The sequence below is a fragment of the Serratia sp. FGI94 genome (genome assembly GCF_000330865.1).
GTDB lineage: Bacteria > Pseudomonadota > Gammaproteobacteria > Enterobacterales > Enterobacteriaceae > Serratia_B > Serratia_B rubidaea.
The window spans coordinates 4,182,302-4,200,297 of sequence record NC_020064.1; the positions used below are offsets into that span (position 1 = coordinate 4,182,302).

Annotated in this window: 15 protein-coding genes; 12 read left to right on the plus strand and 3 right to left on the minus strand. The window is 61.7% G+C overall.

Going from position 1 to position 17,996, the window contains the following annotated elements:
- Nucleotides 1-46 precede the first annotated feature (46 nt).
- Nucleotides 47-2,194 (plus strand): phospholipase C, phosphocholine-specific, encoded by a 2,148-nt coding sequence (locus D781_RS19080; RefSeq protein WP_015673976.1) that lies wholly within the window; start codon nt 47-49, stop codon nt 2,192-2,194.
- Nucleotides 2,195-2,215: 21 nt separating this feature from the next.
- Here D781_RS19080 and D781_RS19085 read toward each other — a convergent pair whose 3' ends face one another.
- Nucleotides 2,216-2,764: an Ail/Lom family outer membrane beta-barrel protein gene (locus D781_RS19085; RefSeq protein WP_015673977.1), complete on the minus strand. Its 549-nt coding sequence runs from the start codon at nt 2,762-2,764 to the stop codon at nt 2,216-2,218.
- A 607-nt stretch (nt 2,765-3,371) separates the two neighbouring features.
- Here D781_RS19085 and D781_RS19090 point away from each other — a divergent pair.
- The 6 genes from D781_RS19090 (at nt 3,372) to D781_RS19115 (ending at nt 10,669) form a co-directional block, all read left to right on the plus strand.
- A complete protein-coding gene (locus D781_RS19090) occupies nt 3,372-4,307 on the plus strand; it encodes an aminoimidazole riboside kinase (RefSeq protein ID WP_015673978.1) in 936 nt (311 codons plus the stop codon).
- 184 nt (nt 4,308-4,491) lie between these two features.
- Nucleotides 4,492-5,937, plus strand: a complete 1,446-nt coding sequence (locus D781_RS19095; RefSeq protein WP_015673979.1) for a carbohydrate porin — start codon at nt 4,492-4,494, stop codon at nt 5,935-5,937.
- Between the two features lie 52 nt (nt 5,938-5,989).
- Nucleotides 5,990-7,360 (plus strand): sucrose-specific PTS transporter subunit IIBC, encoded by a 1,371-nt coding sequence (locus D781_RS19100; protein ID WP_015673980.1) that lies wholly within the window; start codon nt 5,990-5,992, stop codon nt 7,358-7,360.
- On the plus strand, nt 7,360-8,769 hold the full coding sequence (locus D781_RS19105; protein WP_015673981.1) for a sucrose-6-phosphate hydrolase: 1,410 nt from the start codon (nt 7,360-7,362) through the stop codon (nt 8,767-8,769). The genes D781_RS19100 and D781_RS19105 overlap by 1 nt, the downstream gene beginning before the upstream one ends.
- Before the next feature lie 21 nt (nt 8,770-8,790).
- The gene (locus D781_RS19110) at nt 8,791-9,834 is read left to right on the plus strand and encodes a LacI family DNA-binding transcriptional regulator (RefSeq protein WP_015673982.1); all 1,044 of its coding nucleotides are present in this window, start codon (nt 8,791-8,793) and stop codon (nt 9,832-9,834) included.
- A gap of 16 nt (nt 9,835-9,850) precedes the next feature.
- Nucleotides 9,851-10,669, plus strand: a complete 819-nt coding sequence (locus D781_RS19115; protein WP_015673983.1) for a shikimate 5-dehydrogenase — start codon at nt 9,851-9,853, stop codon at nt 10,667-10,669.
- Nucleotides 10,670-11,098: 429 nt separating this feature from the next.
- Here the strand turns inward: D781_RS19115 and exbD are convergent, their stop codons facing one another.
- Both exbD and exbB read right to left on the minus strand, forming a co-directional pair.
- A complete protein-coding gene (exbD, locus tag D781_RS19120; protein WP_015673984.1) occupies nt 11,099-11,521 on the minus strand; it encodes a TonB system transport protein ExbD in 423 nt (140 codons plus the stop codon).
- Between the two features lie 3 nt (nt 11,522-11,524).
- Nucleotides 11,525-12,502, minus strand: coding sequence for a tol-pal system-associated acyl-CoA thioesterase (gene exbB, locus D781_RS19125; protein ID WP_015673985.1), 978 nt, complete (start codon nt 12,500-12,502; stop codon nt 11,525-11,527).
- Between the two features lie 444 nt (nt 12,503-12,946).
- On the opposite strand from exbB, the gene D781_RS19130 reads away from it, so the two are divergent.
- The 5 genes from D781_RS19130 to D781_RS19150 all read left to right on the plus strand — a co-directional run bounded on the left by D781_RS19130 (nt 12,947) and on the right by D781_RS19150 (nt 17,994).
- The gene (locus tag D781_RS19130; RefSeq protein WP_015673986.1) at nt 12,947-13,924 is read left to right on the plus strand and encodes a TRAP transporter substrate-binding protein; all 978 of its coding nucleotides are present in this window, start codon (nt 12,947-12,949) and stop codon (nt 13,922-13,924) included.
- A gap of 33 nt (nt 13,925-13,957) precedes the next feature.
- Entirely contained in the window at nt 13,958-14,464 is a 507-nt protein-coding gene (locus tag D781_RS19135; protein WP_015673987.1) for a TRAP transporter small permease, read from the plus strand.
- A gap of 13 nt (nt 14,465-14,477) precedes the next feature.
- Nucleotides 14,478-15,770, plus strand: a complete 1,293-nt coding sequence (locus D781_RS19140; protein ID WP_015673988.1) for a TRAP transporter large permease — start codon at nt 14,478-14,480, stop codon at nt 15,768-15,770.
- A gap of 224 nt (nt 15,771-15,994) precedes the next feature.
- The gene (gene metC, locus D781_RS19145; RefSeq protein ID WP_041412244.1) at nt 15,995-17,194 is read left to right on the plus strand and encodes a cystathionine beta-lyase; all 1,200 of its coding nucleotides are present in this window, start codon (nt 15,995-15,997) and stop codon (nt 17,192-17,194) included.
- Between the two features lie 140 nt (nt 17,195-17,334).
- Nucleotides 17,335-17,994 (plus strand): DedA family protein, encoded by a 660-nt coding sequence (locus D781_RS19150; RefSeq protein ID WP_015673990.1) that lies wholly within the window; start codon nt 17,335-17,337, stop codon nt 17,992-17,994.
- The last annotated feature ends 2 nt before the right edge of the window (nt 17,995-17,996 follow it).

A 17,996-nucleotide genomic window follows, 5' to 3' on the forward strand; every position in this document is an offset into this window, starting at 1 on the left:
ACAGCTGATGCCGCCGGCCGTTCACTTGCAGGGAGCCTACTGACGCATGCCCACCCTTTCACGCAGAAAACTGTTACAGGCGGCGGCCGTCGGTTCGGCATTTTCGCTGCTGCCGGCCTCGATTCGCAAAGCGCTGGCGATCCCCGCCCACAACCGCACCGGCAGCATTCAGGATGTGGAGCACGTGGTGATTCTGATGCAGGAAAACCGCGCCTTCGACCACTACTTTGGCACGCTGCCCGGCGTCCGCGGCTTTAGCGACCGCTTTACCATCCCGCTGCCGGACGGCCGCAGCGTGTGGCAGCAGCAGGGAGCGGAGCGGCTGGTGCTGCCCTATCATCTGGATGCGCAGCGCGGCAACGCCCAGCGCGTCAGCGGTACGCCGCACACCTGGCCCGATGCGCATGCCGCCTGGGATAACGGCCGCATGAGCGCCTGGCCGAGCCACAAAACGCCGACCTCCATGGGCTATTACCGCGAGCCGGAGCTGCCGTTTCAGTTCGCGCTGGCCAATGCCTTTACGCTGTGCGACGCCTATCACTGCTCGATGCACGCCGGCACCAACCCCAACCGGCTATTTCTGTGGACCGGCAGCAACGGCCCCGGCCCGGATAACAGCGCCGTGGTGCTCAACGAGTGGGATCATCCCGGCAGCGAGGACAAAGGCTACCGCTGGAAGACCTACCCGGAACGTTTGGAAGAGAGCGACGTCAGCTGGAAAATCTACCAGTATCTGCCGGATAACTTCGGCGATAACCCGCTGGCCGGCTTCCGCCAGTACCGCGCCGCCAGCATCAGGGCCGGCAACCCGGCCAATCCGCCGAAAGAGTTCAGGGACTTTGTGCCGTATAGCGAGCACATCAACGCCGTCGCGCCGCTGTATAAAGGCAACGGCAATACCCTGCCGGCCGGCGGCGACGGCGATCTGGAGGCGATGCTGGCCGGGTTCCGCAACGACGTACGGCAGGGTAAGCTGCCGCAGGTCAGTTGGCTGATCGCGCCATCGGCCTACTCCGAGCACCCTGACCCTTCCAGCCCGGTACAGGGCGGCTGGTTTACTCAGGAGGTGCTCAATGCGTTAACCGAACGGCCGGAGGTATGGAGTAAAACCGTGCTGTTCGTCACCTACGATGAAAACGACGGCTTTTTCGATCACCTGCCTTCGCCGTCAGCGCCGTCGCTGCGCAGCGACGGCAGCTTCGCCGGTAAATCCACCGTGCCTTTTGAAACGGAAATCTTCCAACACCCGGCGCCGCCGGGCAGCACGGATCAGCCGCCGCCGGACGCCGGCATTTACGGCCCCGGCCCGCGGGTGCCGATGCTGGTGCTGTCGCCGTGGAGCCGCGGCGGCTGGGTGAACTCCCAAGTCTTTGACCATACCTCGGTGCTGCAATTTCTGGAAAAGCGTTTTCAGGTGCGGGAGCCCAATATCAGCGACTGGCGGCGGACGGTCTGCGGCGATCTGACCTCGGCCTTTAACTTTGTCGATCCCAACCATGAAACACTGCCGACGCTGCACACCACCAGCCGCCACGCCGCCGACGCGCTGCGTCAGCGCCAGGAGCAACTGCCGCCGGTGCCGCTGCCCGCCGCTGAACGGCAGCAGCTGCCGCAACAAAAACGCCAGGCACGTCCGTCGCGCGCTTTGCCCTATCAGCTGCAGGTAGAAGCGAACGGCTACCCCCGCCAGCAGCTGCTGGCGCTGAATATGATCAATAGTGGCAGCCAGGGCGCGGTGTTCCACGTTTACGACCGGCTGCGACTGGACGAGATACCGCGCCGCTATACCGTTGAGGCGGGTAAAGCGCTGAGCGACGAATGGCAGGTTAACGGGGATTACGATCTGTGGCTGCTGGGACCGAACGGTTTCCACCGCGCTTTGCGCGGCAATCTGCAGCATTCACAGGCGGAGGTACGGCTGGAGAGCCAGCCGGACAGCCTGCGCCTGACCCTGCTGAACCCCGGCGCGCAGGCGCAGGAAATAACGCTGGCGCGCTGCCCTTACGGCAGCCGGGAAGCGCAACGTATTTCGCTGGCAGCCGGCGCAACACATGCATTGTCACTCGACGTCGGCGCCAGCGGCGGCTGGTATGATATTAGCCTGACGGATAAACAGGGCTGGCTACGCCGGCTGGCCGGACGGCTTGAGAACGGCCGGCACAGCGTCAGCGATCCGCTGATGGGCCAATCCTGAAGTGCCGGCGGCGATTCAAGGTCAGAAACGATAGCCAACGCCGACGGTAAACAGATTCACATCGCGGCTCAGGCCGCCGATATCGATCTGCGATCCTTCGTAACCGATGTCCAGCACAATATTTTCCCGGGGGGTAAACAGCAGGCCGGCGCCGTAGGCAAAGGCCGATGCAGAGCTGGCGCCGCGGCTGCCGTGTGCTCTGCCATTGTTTTGCTCCGTCGCCCAGGCGGCGGAGTTTTTCACATTGCTGTGGCTCAGCCCCACCAGCCCGTAAATCACCATATAGCGATTCAGATAGTAGGCAGGCCCCACGCTGTAGGCATAATAATGCAACTCGGTTTTACCGCCGTTCGCGCTGTGGTTATCGCCGCCCAACGCGCTGAAAGAGTTCATCAAACTCAAGGCGGTGCCCCACTCATAACGATATTTTATATTAATGCCGTCCAGGTCGCTGAAATTATCAAGCTGGGCGCGCGCATAATCAAAAATTACGGTGTGGCGTTCTGCCTGTACCGGCATAAGCGTAGATAAAGCGACAACGATAGCGCCGATCAGTGCTGATTTTTTCATTCCATCATCCTTAAATAACCATTCGCTACCTAACTAATTCCCTCTTTCCATTTATTCAAGCAGATAGCGAACGGCCATAGCGACACGCACACGCCCCAACGCCTACCAGCCTGAAGGGTCAGCGATGGGATGATAGCCAATCAGCGCGCGGATTTCATGCGGACAAGCGGTAAAAAAAACGGCTAATGCAACAAACAAGAAAACCCCCAACCCTCGTAAAGAAAATGCTTAGTCAACGAGTAACATAATTACCCAATATGCTCGTTAGGTTGCAGCCTCACCATTCATAATCATTAATCTATAAGCTATAAAAAAATAAAACATCAAGATGGAAAATAACGCAATAAACGGACGAGCAATGGCATAATCAATTCCCCTTGCTCATAGCAAAACGCTGCTTGATTAATTTAAAATTTAACGTTCTTTATCTCACTAAAATATCCACCGTGATGACCATCCTTCTCGCCGTCGGCACACCGGTACGGCGCCATACCGCACGCTTTATCCTCCCGCCTGCACCGACAGCATGGCGATTTTTTCTGTTGCATAGCTAAACCGGTTCTTCTATTTTAGCTCGCCATCAGCCACAGTAATAACGGGGTAAAACATGGCAAACCGAGTCTGGGTTCTGGGAGACGCCGTTGTCGATCTGGTTCCTGAAAATTCAAACAGTTATCTGAAGTGTCCCGGCGGCGCGCCGGCCAACGTCGCGGTCGGCGTCGCCCGGCTGGGCGGCGACAGCGGCTTTATCGGCCGCGTCGGTGACGACAGCTTCGGCGCCTTTCTGCGCCAGGTGCTGAACAGCGAAGGGGTCGACACCACGCAGATGTTCGCCGACGCCGAGCACCATACCTCGACCGTGGTGGTGGATCTGACCGGCGACGGCGAACGCTCCTTCACCTTTATGGTGACCCCCAGCGCCGATCTGTTTCTGCAACCTGACGATCTGCCGGCCTTCCAGGCCGGTGAATGGCTGCACGCCTGTTCGATCGCCCTGTCACAGGAGCCGAGCCGCAGCACCACATTGGCGGCCATGGCCAGTATCCGCGCCGCCGGCGGCTGGGTCAGCTTCGATCCCAATATCCGCGCTGACGTCTGGCGGCTGCCGGAAGAACTCCGCCCCTGCCTGATGCAGGCGCTGCTGCTGGCCGACGTGGTGAAAATCTCACTGGACGAGCTGCTTTTTATCAGCCACCTCAATGAGATGCACGCCGCGATTGACTGGATGCTCGCCCACTTCCCGCTGCGCCTGCTGCTGGTGACGCAGGGCGGAGACGGCGTTTGCGTCCATGACGGCCGTGAGCTGCGCCACTTCCCGGCCACGCCGGTCGTACCGGTGGACACCACCGGCGCCGGCGACGCCTTTGTCGCCGGTTTGCTGGCCGCGCTGTCGGCGCTCGGCCGCCTGCCGCAGACCGATGAGTGGCCGGGCGTGATTGCCCAGGCGCAGGCCTGCGGCGCGCTGGCGACCACCGCCAAAGGGGCAATGACCGCCTTGCCGCACGCCGATGAACTGGCGACGCTGCTGTTACAACCTGCCTGACCTTCACGGGCGGGCCGCCAGCCCGCCCAGTTTCCGCGAATAATGCGCACTCGATCACAATAGCTGAATCGGGTTAGCCAACTCCGTTGCCTTCTGCTTGCGTTCTCGCTTATCGTTCCGCCAGAAAAACCGGTTTAGCAATTTAGCAAACAATAATAATGACCTTTCTGGATGATAGAACACCATGAAAAACCTACGCTATCTGGCTGTAACGACAGGATTATTCATCACCGCCCCCGCGCTGGCCGTCAGCGCCAACGACAGCATCGAAGCCCGCCTCAGCGCGCTGGAACAGCGCCTGCAGCAGGCGGAATGGCGGGCCACGCAGGCGGAAAAACGCGCCGTTGACGCCGAGCGGCGGGCGCAGCGTCTGGAACAGCGTAGTGAACGCGCCGAACAACAGGCCCAGCGCCTGGAGCTACGCACCGCCCGCGTCGAACAGCAACGCGCTCAGCCGGCCCCCGCGCCGCAGCCCGCCGCCGCTGCGACGGCCACCGGCCTCCAGCTCAGCCACTTCAGCGATCTGAAACTGTACGGTGATGTGGAATTCAACCTCGACGGCGCCAGCCGCAGCGGCCAGCTGACCTCGCTGAAAACCCGCGATAACAAAAACTGGAAGCCCGGCGATAACGAGCGCTGGGACATTAACGGCCGCATTCTGGTCGGGCTGGACGGCTACCGCCGCAACCCGGACGGCCGCTTCTCCGGCTTTCGCGTCCAGCCGCTGGCGGACATGAGCGGTAAAATGAACCTGGATGACGCCGCGTTCTTCTTCGGCAAGGAGCAGGACTGGCAGGCCAAAATCGGCCGTTTTGAAGCCTACGATATGTTCCCGCTCAATCAGGACACCTTTATCGAATATTCCGGCAATACCGCCAACGATCTGTATGCCGACGGCTTCGGCTATATCTACATGATGAAAGAGGGGCGCGGCCGCAGCAGCAGCGGCGGCAACCTGATGCTGAGCAAAACCGCCGGCGACTGGTATTTCGAACTCAACACCCTGGTGGAGGACGGCACCTCGCTGTTCCAGGAAAGCAGCTATCACGGCAACACGCTGGAAAACAAAAAGAATGTTGCCTATCTGCGCCCGGTTGTCGCCTGGAAAAAAGACCGCTTCAGCGCCGCGCTGGCGATGGAGAGCAACGTGGTCAGCAACGCCTACGGCTATCAGGACGCGCGCGGCCAGTGGGTCGACCAGTCCAAACGTAACGGCTACGGCATGACGCTCAGCTGGAACAACCTGGCCGACGACGCCGAAAACGGCATCGTCGCCAACCTCAGCGCCGCCTATCTGGACGCCGCCGGCGAACAGGATTTTTCCGCCGGCGCCAACGTACTGTGGCGCCGCTTCGAGCTGGGCTATATCTACGCCCACAATACCATCAAAGAGTTTTCCACCGACGGCATGGCGGCGCAGATCGACAACCCGCTTAGCGAGCCGGGGCGCTACGACATTCACACCCTTCACGCGTCATACCAAATCCCCAACGTTATGGCGATGCCGAACTTCAATCTGTATCTCGGCGCCTATGCCTCCATGCTGGAGGCCGACGCCGACAATAAGATCGCCAACGGCGATAACGATAAACGCTACGGCCTGCGCGCCAGATTCAAATACTTTTTCTGAACCACCGGCCGCGCTGCGGCGCGGCATTGTTAGCATTTAAAAGGGAGAACACATGAACGTCACCGCAACCGCACAGGCGCTGCTGCCGCTACTCGGCGGGAAAGACAATATCGCCAGCGCGGCTCACTGCGCCACGCGCCTGCGCCTGGTGCTGCTGGACGACAGCCGGGTCGATACCGCCGCCATCGGGCAACTGGAGGGGGTGAAAGGCTGCTTCCGCAACGCCGGACAAATTCAGGTGATTTTCGGCACCGGCCTGGTGAACAAGGTGCATGCCGAATTTATCAAGGCGGCGGACGTCAATGAATCCAGCAAAGCGGAAGCCGCCGATCTGGCGGCGAAAAAGCTCAACCCGCTGCAGCGCATCGCCCGCCTGTTGTCGAATATTTTCGTGCCGATCATCCCTGCCATCGTCGCCTCCGGCCTGCTGATGGGGCTGCTCGGCATGATGAAAACCTACGGCTGGGCCAGCCCTGATAATGCGCTGTTCGTGATGCTCGATATGTTCAGCTCGGCGGCGTTTATCATTCTACCGATCCTGATCGGCTTCACCGCCGCGCGTGAGTTCGGCGGCAACCCCTATCTCGGCGCCACGCTGGGCGGCATTCTGACCCATCCGGCGCTGACCAACGCCTGGGGCGTGGCCGAGGGCTTCTCCACCATGAACTTCTTCGGGCTGGAGATCGCCATGATCGGCTATCAGGGCACGGTGTTCCCGGTGCTGCTGGCGGTGTGGTTTATGAGCACGCTGGAAAAGCAGCTGCGCAAAGCAATCCCTGATGCGCTCGATCTGATCCTGACGCCGTTCTTGACGGTGATTATCTCCGGCTTCGTCGCCATGCTGTTTATCGGCCCGGCGGGGCGCGCGCTCGGCGACGGCATCTCGCTGCTGCTCAGCACGCTGATCGCCCACGCCGGCTGGCTGGCCGGGCTGCTGTTCGGCGGCCTGTATTCGGCGATCGTCATCACCGGCATCCACCACAGCTTCCACGCCATCGAGGCCGGGCTGCTGGGCAACCCAAATATCGGCGTCAACTTCCTGCTGCCGATCTGGTCAATGGCCAACATCGCGCAGGGCGGCGCCTGTCTGGCGGTGTACTTTAAAACCCGCGACGCCAAAATCAAGGCGATCGCGGTGCCTTCCGGCTTCTCCGCCATGCTCGGCATCACCGAGGCGGCGCTGTTCGGCATCAACCTGCGCTTTGTCAAACCCTTCCTCGCCGCGCTGGCCGGCGGCGCGCTCGGCGGCGCCTGGGTGGTCGCCAATCACGTCGGCATGAACGCCGTCGGCCTGACCGCCATTCCCGGCATGGCCATCGTACAGGCCAGCGGGCTGCTCAGCTATGCCATCGGGCTGGCGATCGCCTTCGGCAGCGCCTTTGGCCTTTCCCTGCTGCTGAAATACCAAACGGACGATAAATAATGGATGCGCTGAGCCTGATGAAACACACCGCGCTGGCGCTGATGCAGGGCCAGACGCGCGCCGCCGCCGATCCTCACCGCCCGCTGTGGCACCTGGCGCCCAGCGTCGGGCTGCTCAACGATCCCAACGGGTTTATTCAGCACAACGGCGTGTACCACCTGTTTTATCAGTGGAACCCGCTGGCCTGCGACCACGGCCGCAAATGCTGGGGCCACTGGCAGTCCCGCGATCTGCTGCACTGGCAGCACCAGCCGGTGGCGCTGCTGCCCGACGCCTGCTACGACAGCCACGGCTGCTATTCCGGCTCGGCGGTGGCGGCGGACGGCAAGATCATGCTGGTCTATACCGGCAATGTGAAATTCCCCGACGGTTCGCGCACCGCCTACCAATGTCTGGCGCAGGAGGATGAGCGCGGCGAATACCGCAAGCTCGGCCCGGTGCTGCCGCTGCCCGACGGCTACAGCGGCCACGTGCGCGACCCGAAGGTCTGGCGCCATGAGCAGAGCTGGTACATGGTGCTGGGTGCGCGCGACCTGCAGGATCGCGGCAAGGTGCTGCTGTTGCGCTCCGCTGACCTGCGTCAGTGGACACTGCTGGGAGAGATCGCGGGCGCGCACCTGAACGGCCTGGGCGACTTCGGCTATATGTGGGAGTGCCCGGATCTGTTCCGCCTTGCCGGGCGCGAAGTGCTGATTTGCTGCCCGCAGGGGCTGGCGGCGCAGTCGGAGCGCTATCTCAACGTCTATCAGGCCGGTTATTTCGTCGGCGAGCTGGATTACCCGGCGGCACGCTTCAGCCACGGTGATTTTCACGAGCTGGACGCCGGCTTCGAGTTTTATGCGCCGCAAACCACGCTGGCGGAAGACGGCCGCCGGCTGCTGGTGGGCTGGATGGGGGTGCCGGAACAGGACGAGCAGCTGCAGCCGACGACGCGCTACGGCTGGCTGCACACCATGACCTGCCTGCGCGAGCTGACGCTGCGCGACGGCCGGCTGTATCAGCAACCGGTCGCCGAACTGCAGCAGCTGCGCGGGGAACTGACCCGCTGGCAGGGGGCGGCCGACGACGCGCCGCCGCTGGCGCTCGGCAGCGCCGAACTGTGGTTAACGCCGCACGGCCCGTTCCGCGCCGGCTTCGGCGACGCCATGCAGCTGACCTGGGACGGCGAACGACTGACGCTGACGCGCACTAACCTGCACAGCGGCGCGGCGGAGCACCGCTACTGGCGTGGCGATCTCCGGGAGCTGCAGCTGCTGTTTGACCGCTCCAGCGTGGAGATCTTTATCAACCGCGGCGCCGCAGTGATGAGCTCGCGCTACTTCCCTGCAACGCCGCCAGACCTGCGGCTGCACGGCGCCGCGTCGCTGGCGCTGCAATACTGGCCGCTGCGGCCATGCATGTTAGAATAAGGCATCCTACGATGAACATAGATGCCGTTAGTGAAAAAGAATAAACGCATAACCATCAGTGATATTGCCGGGCTGGCCGGCGTGTCGAAATCGACCGCCAGCCTGGTGCTTAATGGCCGCAGCAAGCAATACCGCGTCTCCGACGATACCCGCGATCGCATCCTGGCGCTGGCTAACGAGCACCACTACCAACCCAGCATTCACGCCCGCTCGCTGCGCTCGACCCGCAGCCATACCCTCGGGCTGGTGGTGCCGGAAATGACCAACTACGGCTTTGCGGTTATCGCCCGCGAACTGGAAACCCTGTGCCGCGAGGCCGGTCTGCAGCTGCTGATTGCCTGCTCGGATGAAAATCCGGCGCAGGAGATGATGGCGGTGAACAATCTGGTGCGGCGCCAGGTTGACGGGCTGATCGTCGCCTCCAGCCAGCTAAACGACGCGGAATACCAGAAGATTAACGCCAGCCTGCCGGTGGTGCAGATGGACCGGGTGATTAACGGTTCGTCGCTGCCGCTGGTGATCACCGATTCGGTGTCATCGACCGCGCAGCTGGTGGAAACGGTCGCCCGGCAGCATCCTGACGAGTTCTATTTCCTTGGCGGCCAGCCGCGCCTGTCGCCGACGCGCGATCGTCTGGCCGGCTTCCGTCAGGGGCTGGAAAACGCCGGCGTCAGCGCCCGGGATGAGTGGATCATCAGCGGCAACTATCACCCCAGCTCCGGCTATGAAATGATCGCCGGCCTGTGCGCGCGCCTCGGCCGCCCGCCGAAGGCGCTGTTTACCGCCGCCTGCGGCCTGTTGGAAGGGGTGCTGCGCTATCTCACCCAGCATCAGCTGATGGACAGCGATATCCACCTGTGCAGCTTTGACGACCACTACCTGTTCGACTGCATGACGCTGAAAATCGACACCGTGGCGCAGGACTGTCGCGGGCTGGCGCAGCACAGCTTCGAGCTGGCGACGCAGCTGATCGACGAGCGTCCGCCGGAACGCAACGCCCTATACCTGCCCGGCAGCATTCACTGGCGTCACGCCGGTTCGCTGACGCTGCTTGGCCAACGCTAATTACTACGGAGCGCCCATGTTGCAAGAAATTAACAAAGATACCCAGCTGTGCATGTCGCTGGCCGGCCGTCCCGGCAATTTCGGCACCCGCTTTCACAACTACCTGTATCAGCAGCTGGGGCTGAACTTTATCTACAAGGCATTCACCACCCAGGATATTCAGGCGGCGGTCGGCGGCGTGCGTGCGCTGGGCATCCGCGGCTGCGCGGTGTCCATGCCGTTCAAAGAGAGCTGCATCCCGTTCCTCGATGAGCTGGATCCCTCCGCCACGGCCATCGATTCGGTCAACACCATCGTCAACGACGGCGGCCTGCTGCGCGCCTACAACACCGACTATATCGCCGTTGCCAAACTGCTGGCGCAGCATCAGGTCGCACCGTCCACCTCGTTTGCCCTGCGCGGCAGCGGCGGCATGGCTAAAGCGGTGACCGCCGCGCTGCGCGACGCCGGCCTGCGCAACGGCCATATTATCGCGCGTAACGAGCGCGCCGGCCGGGCGCTGGCGCAGCAGTACGGCTATGCGTGGCAGCCGGAGATGGGCAGCCTGCGGCCGCAGATGGTGATTAACGTCACGCCGATCGGCATGGCGGGCGGCGCAGAGGCGCAACAGCTGGCCTTTGAGCCGGACTGCATCGCCGCCGCCGAGCGGGTGTTTGACGTGGTAGCGCTGCCGGCGGAGACGCCGCTGATTCGCCACGCCCGCCAGCAGGGCAAAGCGGTAATTACCGGCGCGGAGGTGATTGCGCTGCAGGCGCTGGAACAGTTCGTTCTCTATACCGGCGTACGCCCCAGCGATGAGCAGGTTGCCCGCGCGGCGGCGCATGCGCGCGCTTAGGCAGGCTACAGGTCACCCGAATCGGTCATCGCCGAAATCATTCCCTCAGGATTGTGACAGCGATACTTCACCGACGATGAGATGGCCGAGGCGTGCACGCTGCTGACCGCCATGGAAGGCGCCGAACGCAGGAACGGCGCATAGGCAAAACCGCCATGGACGGCGGTTTTAGGCGAGACAAGCAGGGACGCTTGTCGCAGCCGGCCGTGATGCGCAGAGAGGGAGTGAGGGCAGTTGGCGCAGCCAACCGCCTGGCCTGGCGGGGGCGCGGGTGGTCAGGGGCCGCGTCTTCGGCCCCTGACTCGGTCGCGTCACCGAGGCAGCATAGATCTGCAGACGGTTAACGACCGAAAAACCAGCACTACGCTGACCGATGGCCGTTAATGAGAACAGCGCCCGCCCCTGCCGATAGCAAACAGGGAACGTGCGTTACTTCGATGCCCCTTCCATCCCCACCAGCCCCACTTTCAGGTAGCCGGCGTTGCGTAGCGTATCCATCACGCTCATCAGCGTGGCGTAATCCACGCTCTTGTCCGCCTGGAAGAAGATAGTGGTTTCCTTGTTGGACTGGGTGCGGCTGTCCAGCACCGAGGTCAGCTGCTCCGCCGTCACCGGCTGGTCACCGACGTACAGCTGCTTGTCAGCCTTCACCGACAGGAACACCGGTTTTTCCGGGCGCGGCTGCGGCTTGGCCGTCGAAGCCGGCAGATCGACACGGATATCCACCGTAGCCAGAGGCGCCGCCACCATAAAGATGATCAACAGCACCAGCATAACGTCGATAAACGGCGTTACGTTGATTTCGTGCAGTTCGCCGCTGTCGTCCAAATCTTCATTTAAGCGCATCGCCATAGATCACCCCGCCCGCAGCTGGTGTGCGTGCTGTGCGCGCTTGGCTTCCGCCGTCGCCGCCAGATCCAGGTCACGGCTCAGCAGCAGCAGCACCTGCGCCGCCACGTCGCCAACCTGCGCGCGGTGGCCGCCGATCACGCGGGCAAAGATGTTGTAAATCACCACCGCCGGGATAGCGGCGACCAGGCCCAGAGCGGTAGCCAGCAGCGCTTCTGCGATGCCGGGGGCCACCACCGCCAGGTTGGTGGTCTGCGAATGGGCGATGCCGATAAAGCTGTTCATAATGCCCCAAACGGTGCCGAACAGGCCGACAAACGGCGAAATCGCGCCGATGGTGGCCAGGAAGCCGTTGCCTTTGCCCAGTTGACGCCCGTAGGCCGCCACCCGGCGCTCAAAGCGGAAACCGGCACGTTCTTTAATCCCGTTGTTGTCGTTGGATTCCGCCGACAGCTCCAGCTCGTTTTGCGCGTCATTCAGCAACACGGCGCTGATGCTTTCCGGCTGGAAGCCCTGTGCCATCTGGCTGGCTTCATCCAGCGAGCGGGCCTCGGCCAGCTGCTGATGCTCACGGCGCAGGCGGCGCTTGGCGCGCGTCAGCTCGCTGCCTTTGGCAAACAAAATGGTCCAGGTGATGATCGATGCCAGCACCAGACCAATCATCACGGTTTTCACCACCGCATCGGCGTGCTGATACATGCCCCAGACGGACAGATCCATACCGCGTGTTTCCGGCGGCTGAATGGTCGGCGCCGGGTTAACCGGCGTCACGGACTGCGGCGCAGCGCTGGACGGCGCCGGCGTTGCCGCCGCAGAGGCGCTCTCGGTAGCAGCCGGCTGAGTTTCCGGCGCGGCCTGCGCGCTGCCGGCCAGCCCGGCCACCAGCACCATGGACGCGATCAAACCGCGCCCGAATGCGGCGCCCCACTGTCCCCGGCCAGCGCCGCGGGCTCTTTGATTCATAGTCTTGCCAGCCGTTTTCACGCTGCGCCTCCAACCATTACCGATCAAAATTAAACAGAATTCAGCGTGCGATCATATCAAACCAATCACGGATTGATAGTAGTTATCATTATTATTTACTCAATAACGCATCTCCGGTCCAAAAAACCGTTAACCCGCGCCAGCCGCAGCGCTATCGCCCGCCGCTGTGTAACATTTACCCGCGCAAACGCCAACAACCCCGTCACCGTTTAGTCTTTTTTTTAACCTCATCACGAAACGCGCGGGCTTTTTTCCCCTCACAGTGACGTCGATCAATTATTTTTAAAACGGCTTTTCAATTATGTAGCAAGCAGGTTTCAACTATGTTTATCTTTTGTACTGACGCAGCGCGAACCCGGCCTGAAGCGCCCCTTTCCCGTTCACGCTGCGCGCCTGGGATGATGAAAAAACAATAACCGATGCCCGACACTCTGGAGATCTGCGATGAAACTGCCCCACGCCCTATCAGGTTTGTGCCTCTCGCTCTGCACGTTACTGTGCAGCCAGGCCGCACTGGCGCAACAAATCAAAGCCGCCGACGTCCACCCGGAAGGCTACCCCAATGTCGTTGCGGTCCAACACCTGGGCGACAAGCTGAAAGCCGCCACGCAGGATCGCCTGGAGCTGAAAACCTTCCCCGGTGGCATGCTCGGCGATGAAAAGCAGATGATTGAACAGGCGCAGATTGGCGCGATTGATATGATCCGCGTCTCCATGGCGCCGGTGGCGGCGATTCTGCCGGAGATCGACGTGTTCACCCTGCCGTACATCTTCCGCGACGAAGCGCATCTGCATAAGGTGCTGGACGGTGAGATCGGCAAGGAGATCGGCGACAAGATCACCAACGACCCCGCCTCGCGTTTGGTGTTCCTCGGCTGGATGGATTCCGGCACCCGCAATCTGATCACCAAAAAGCCGGTGGTGAAGCCGCAGGATCTGCAGGGGATGAAAATCCGCGTGCAGGGCAGCCCGATTGCGCTGGCGACGCTGAAAGCCATGGGCGCCAACGCCGTCAGCATGGGGGTCAGCGAGGTGTTCAGCGGCCTGCAGACCGGCGTTATCGACGGCGCGGAGAACAACCCGCCGACCTTTATCGCCCACAACTATCTGCCGGTAACCAAAAACTACACCCTGAGCCGCCACTTTATTATTCCCGAGCTGTTCCTCTACTCCAAAGTCAAATGGGACAAACTGACCCCGGCCGACCAGCAGCTGATCCTCAAGCTGGCGAAAGAGGCGCAGGCCGAGCAGCGCACCCTGTGGGCCGCCTATAACCAACAGGCGCTGGAAAAAATGAAGGCCGGCGGCGTGCAGTTCCACGACATCGACCGCGAAGCGTTCTACAAGATGACCCAGCCGGTGCGCGACCAGTACGGCAAGGCGCATCAGGATCTGATCGCCCGCATTAACGCGGTGCAATAACCGCCCTTTTTCCTGCTTGGTCGGAGGTTGCTGATGGCGCACGCTTATCATCAGGCGATGGATCTGCTGTACCGCCTCGCTATGTGGCTGGCCGGCGCGGCGCTGCTGGTGATGGTCACCGTAATACCGGTGGGCATCTTCAGCCGCTACGTGCTCAATGAGGGCGCGGCCTGGCCGGAGCCGATCGCCATCCTGTGCATGGTGACCTTTACCTTTATCGGCGCCGCCGTTAGCTACCGCGCCGGCGCGCATATCGCCGTCAATATGCTGACCGACCGCCTGCCACCGTTCTGGCAGCGCTGCTGCGGCCGGCTGGCGGACCTGCTGATGACGGTAATCTGCCTGTTTATTCTCTATTACGGTTACGGCCTGTGCAGCCAGCTGTGGCTGCAGCCGGTGGCGGAGTTCCCGCTGCTGAGCGCCGGCCAGGCCTATCTGCCGCTGCCGATTGGCTCAGCCGTGACGCTGCTGTTCGTGATTGAGCGGTTACTCTTCGGCCCGCAGCACCACCGTGCACTGGTGATGCTCGGCAATACCTGACGGAGCCTGCGCTATGGACGCCTTTATTCTGCTTGCCTCTCTCGCCCTGCTGTTGGCCATCGGCGTGCCGGTGGCCTACGCCGTGGGGCTGAGCGCCATCGCCGGCGCGCTGTGGATCGATCTGCCGCTGGAGGCGCTGATGATTCAGATGACCAGCGGCGTCAACAAATTCTCCCTGCTGGCGATCCCGTTCTTTATCCTGGCCGGCGCCATTATGGCGGAAGGCGGCATCGCCCGCCGGCTGGTCAGCTTCGCCTATATCTTCGTCGGCTTTGTGCGCGGCGGCCTGTCGCTGGTCAATATTGTCGCCTCCACCTTCTTCGGCGCGATCTCCGGCTCTTCGGTGGCGGATACCGCCTCGATCGGCTCGGTGATGGTGCCGGAGATGGAGAAAAAGGGCTACCCGCGCGACTACGCCGCCTCGGTCACCGCCAGCGGTTCGGTGCAGGCGATCCTGATCCCGCCCAGCCATAACGCGGTGATCTATTCGCTGGCCGCCGGCGGTACGGTGTCGATCGCCTCGCTGTTCGTCGCCGGTATTCTGCCGGGACTGCTGCTGTGCGTCTCGCTGATGGTGATGTGCGTCGGCTTCGCCCACAAACGCGGCTACCCGAAGGGGGAAGCCATCCCGCTGCGTCAGGCGCTGAAAATCTGCCTCGATACGCTGTGGGGGCTGATGACCGTGGTAATCATCATGGGCGGCATCATGTCCGGTATCTTTACCGCCACCGAATCCGCGGCGGTAGCCTGCCTGTGGGCGTTCTTCGTCACCATGTTTATCTACCGCGACTACCGCTGGTCTGAGCTGCCCAACCTGATGTACCGCACTATCAAAACCGTCACCATCGTGATGATCCTGATAGGCTTCGCCGCCTGCTTCGGCGCGGTGATGACCTATATGCAGCTGCCGCTGCGCATCACCGAGTTCTTCACCGCCATTTCCCACAACAAATACGTCATTCTCATCTGCATCAATATCATGCTGCTGGCGCTCGGCACGCTGATGGATATGGCGCCGCTGATCCTGATCCTGACGCCGGTACTGCTGCCGGTCACCAACGCGCTGGGCATCGACCCGGTGCATTTCGGCATGATCATGATGGTCAATCTGGGCATCGGCCTGATCACCCCGCCGGTCGGCTCGGTGCTGTTCGTCGCCAGCGCGGTCAGTAAGCAGAAAATCGAGGCGGTGGTCAAAGCCATGCTGCCGTTTTACTGCGTGCTGTTTCTGGTGCTGCTGCTGGTAACCTATATTCCCGCCCTTTCACTGTGGCTGCCGCATCTGTTTGGCGTAATGGGCGGCTGAACCGCGTCTCTGCCGCCCTTTTCACGTTGCCTGTTTGCCCGTTTGCCGAGAAACGGGCTTTTTTTATCCGCTAATGCAGCGTATTACTCGCCGCAGCGACGGTTAACCAGTGAATGACGGCCAGTTTCGAAAACAGAAGTAAAAACGTCTGGATGGCTATTTACCAACATGCTAACGTAGTGCGCATCACCGTTTCCACTATGCATAACCAGCAGGTAAGCCGTATGACGTCCAAGAATCTCGAAACCACGCTGATCGGCGCCGGCCGTAGCAAGCGTTACACCCAAGGCGCGGTCAACCCGGTGACGCAGCGCGCCTCCTCGCTGGTGTTCAACAGCGTAGCCGATAAAAAGCACGCCACGGCGCAGCGCGCCCACGGCGAACTGTACTACGGCCGCCGCGGCACCCTGACCCACTTCGCCTTTCAGGAGGCGATGACCGAGCTGGAGGGCGGCGCCGGCTGCGTGCTCTATCCCTGCGGCGCCGCCGCGGTCTCCAACGCCATTTTGTCGTTCGTCAGCGCCGGCGACCACGTGCTGGTGACCGGCTCGGTGTATGAGCCCACGCAGGATTTCTGCACGCATATTCTCGGCCGGATGAATGTCGCCACCACCTATTTCGATCCGCTGCTGGGCGAGGCCATCGCCGAGCTGATCCAGCCGAACACCCGCGTGGTGTTCCTGGAGTCGCCGGGGTCGATCACCCTGGAAATACAGGATATTCCGGCCATCGTGCGCGCCGTACGCGCGGTGAATCCGGAGATTGTCATTATGATCGACAACACCTGGGCCGCCGGCGTGCTGTTCAAGGCGCTGGAGTTTGACATTGATATTTCCATTCAGGCCGGCACCAAATACATCATCGGCCACTCCGATTACATGCTTGGCACCGCGGTCGCCAACGCCCGCTGCTGGGAACAGCTGCGTGAATACTCTTACCTGATGGGCCAGATGGTGGACGCCGATACCGCCTATATGGCCAGCCGCGGCCTGCGCACGCTGAGCGTACGACTGAAACAGCATGAGCAGAGCAGCATCGCCGTCGCCCGCTGGCTGGCCGAGCGGCCGGAAGTCGCCCGCGTCAACCACCCGGCGCTGCCCGCCTGCAAAGGGCATGAATTTTACCGGCGCGACTTCAGCGGCTGTAACGGACTGTTCTCCTTTGTCCTGAAGCAGCGCCTGAGCGAGACGCAGCTGGCCGACTATCTCGACCACTTTCGCCATTTCACCATGGCCTACTCCTGGGGCGGCTATGAGTCCCTGATCCTGGCGAATCAGCCGGAAGAACTGGAGGCGATCCGCCCGGCCGGCGGCGTAGACTTTTCCGGCACGCTGGTGCGGCTGCATATCGGCCTGGAAAGCGTACAGGACCTGATCGACGATCTGGCGGCGGGCTTTGAACGTCTGCAGGCCGGCAGCCGATAAAAATTTGCCGGATAATGGAGAAAATTATCCATCGCAAGCATATTTCTATGCGTCATTTAATGTCCGGTTACGCTAATCGGGGTACACTAATCCGCATCATATTTGCTTAGTAAGGTGAACCTGGCGCAACGGGACAGAAAATGGATGTATTAAAAGAGATTGTTCACGCGCTTTGGCAACAGGATTTTACGGCTCTGGCCGATCCCAGCGTGATTTGGGTGGTTTATACGGTGCTTTTTATCACCCTGTTTTTGGAAAACGGCCTGCTGCCGGCGTCTTTTCTGCCCGGTGACAGCCTGCTGCTGCTGGCGGGCGCCTTAATCGCCAAGGGCGTGATGTCCTTTGTACCCACCCTGATGATTCTGACGCTGGCCGCCAGCCTCGGCTGCTGGCTCAGCTATCTGCAGGGGCGCTGGCTGGGGCATACCCGGCTGGTCAAGGGATGGCTGCTGCAGCTGCCCGCGCAGTACCACCAGCGCGCGCACGTGCTGTTTCACCGCCACGGCCTGACGGCGCTGCTGGTGGGGCGCTTTCTGGCGTTTGTGCGCACGCTGCTGCCGACCATGGCGGGCATCTCCGGCCTGAGCAATACCCGCTTTCAGTTTTTCAACTGGCTGAGCGCCCTGCTGTGGGTGGTGTCGGTGGTCGGGCTGGGCTTCGCCTTCAGCCAGATTCCCCTCGTCAAACGCTATGAGGACCAGGTGATGGCCGGCCTGATGATCCTGCCGCTGGCGCTGCTGGTGTTCGGGCTGATCGGCGCCATGCTGGTGATCTGGCGTAAAAAGCGCCGGGCTTCCTGACC

Excerpts from the sequence above, each read along its gene's own strand:
- D781_RS19110 (WP_015673982.1), top strand. The coding sequence starts at position 8,791 with ATGCCGTTAGTGAAAAAGAATAAACGCATAACCATCAGTGATATTGCC.
- D781_RS19100 (WP_015673980.1), top strand. The coding sequence starts at position 5,990 with ATGAACGTCACCGCAACCGCACAGGCGCTGCTGCCGCTACTCGGCGGG.
- D781_RS19135 (WP_015673987.1), top strand. The coding sequence starts at position 13,958 with ATGGCGCACGCTTATCATCAGGCGATGGATCTGCTGTACCGCCTCGCT.
- D781_RS19080 (WP_015673976.1), top strand. The coding sequence starts at position 47 with ATGCCCACCCTTTCACGCAGAAAACTGTTACAGGCGGCGGCCGTCGGT.
- D781_RS19130 (WP_015673986.1), top strand. The coding sequence starts at position 12,947 with ATGAAACTGCCCCACGCCCTATCAGGTTTGTGCCTCTCGCTCTGCACG.
- metC (WP_041412244.1), top strand. The coding sequence starts at position 15,995 with ATGACGTCCAAGAATCTCGAAACCACGCTGATCGGCGCCGGCCGTAGC.
- D781_RS19115 (WP_015673983.1), top strand. The coding sequence starts at position 9,851 with ATGTTGCAAGAAATTAACAAAGATACCCAGCTGTGCATGTCGCTGGCC.
- D781_RS19105 (WP_015673981.1), top strand. The coding sequence starts at position 7,360 with ATGGATGCGCTGAGCCTGATGAAACACACCGCGCTGGCGCTGATGCAG.
- D781_RS19095 (WP_015673979.1), top strand. The coding sequence starts at position 4,492 with ATGAAAAACCTACGCTATCTGGCTGTAACGACAGGATTATTCATCACC.
- D781_RS19090 (WP_015673978.1), top strand. The coding sequence starts at position 3,372 with ATGGCAAACCGAGTCTGGGTTCTGGGAGACGCCGTTGTCGATCTGGTT.
- D781_RS19150 (WP_015673990.1), top strand. The coding sequence starts at position 17,335 with ATGGATGTATTAAAAGAGATTGTTCACGCGCTTTGGCAACAGGATTTT.
- D781_RS19140 (WP_015673988.1), top strand. The coding sequence starts at position 14,478 with ATGGACGCCTTTATTCTGCTTGCCTCTCTCGCCCTGCTGTTGGCCATC.
- exbD (WP_015673984.1), bottom strand. The coding sequence starts at position 11,521 with ATGGCGATGCGCTTAAATGAAGATTTGGACGACAGCGGCGAACTGCAC.
- D781_RS19085 (WP_015673977.1), bottom strand. The coding sequence starts at position 2,764 with ATGAAAAAATCAGCACTGATCGGCGCTATCGTTGTCGCTTTATCTACG.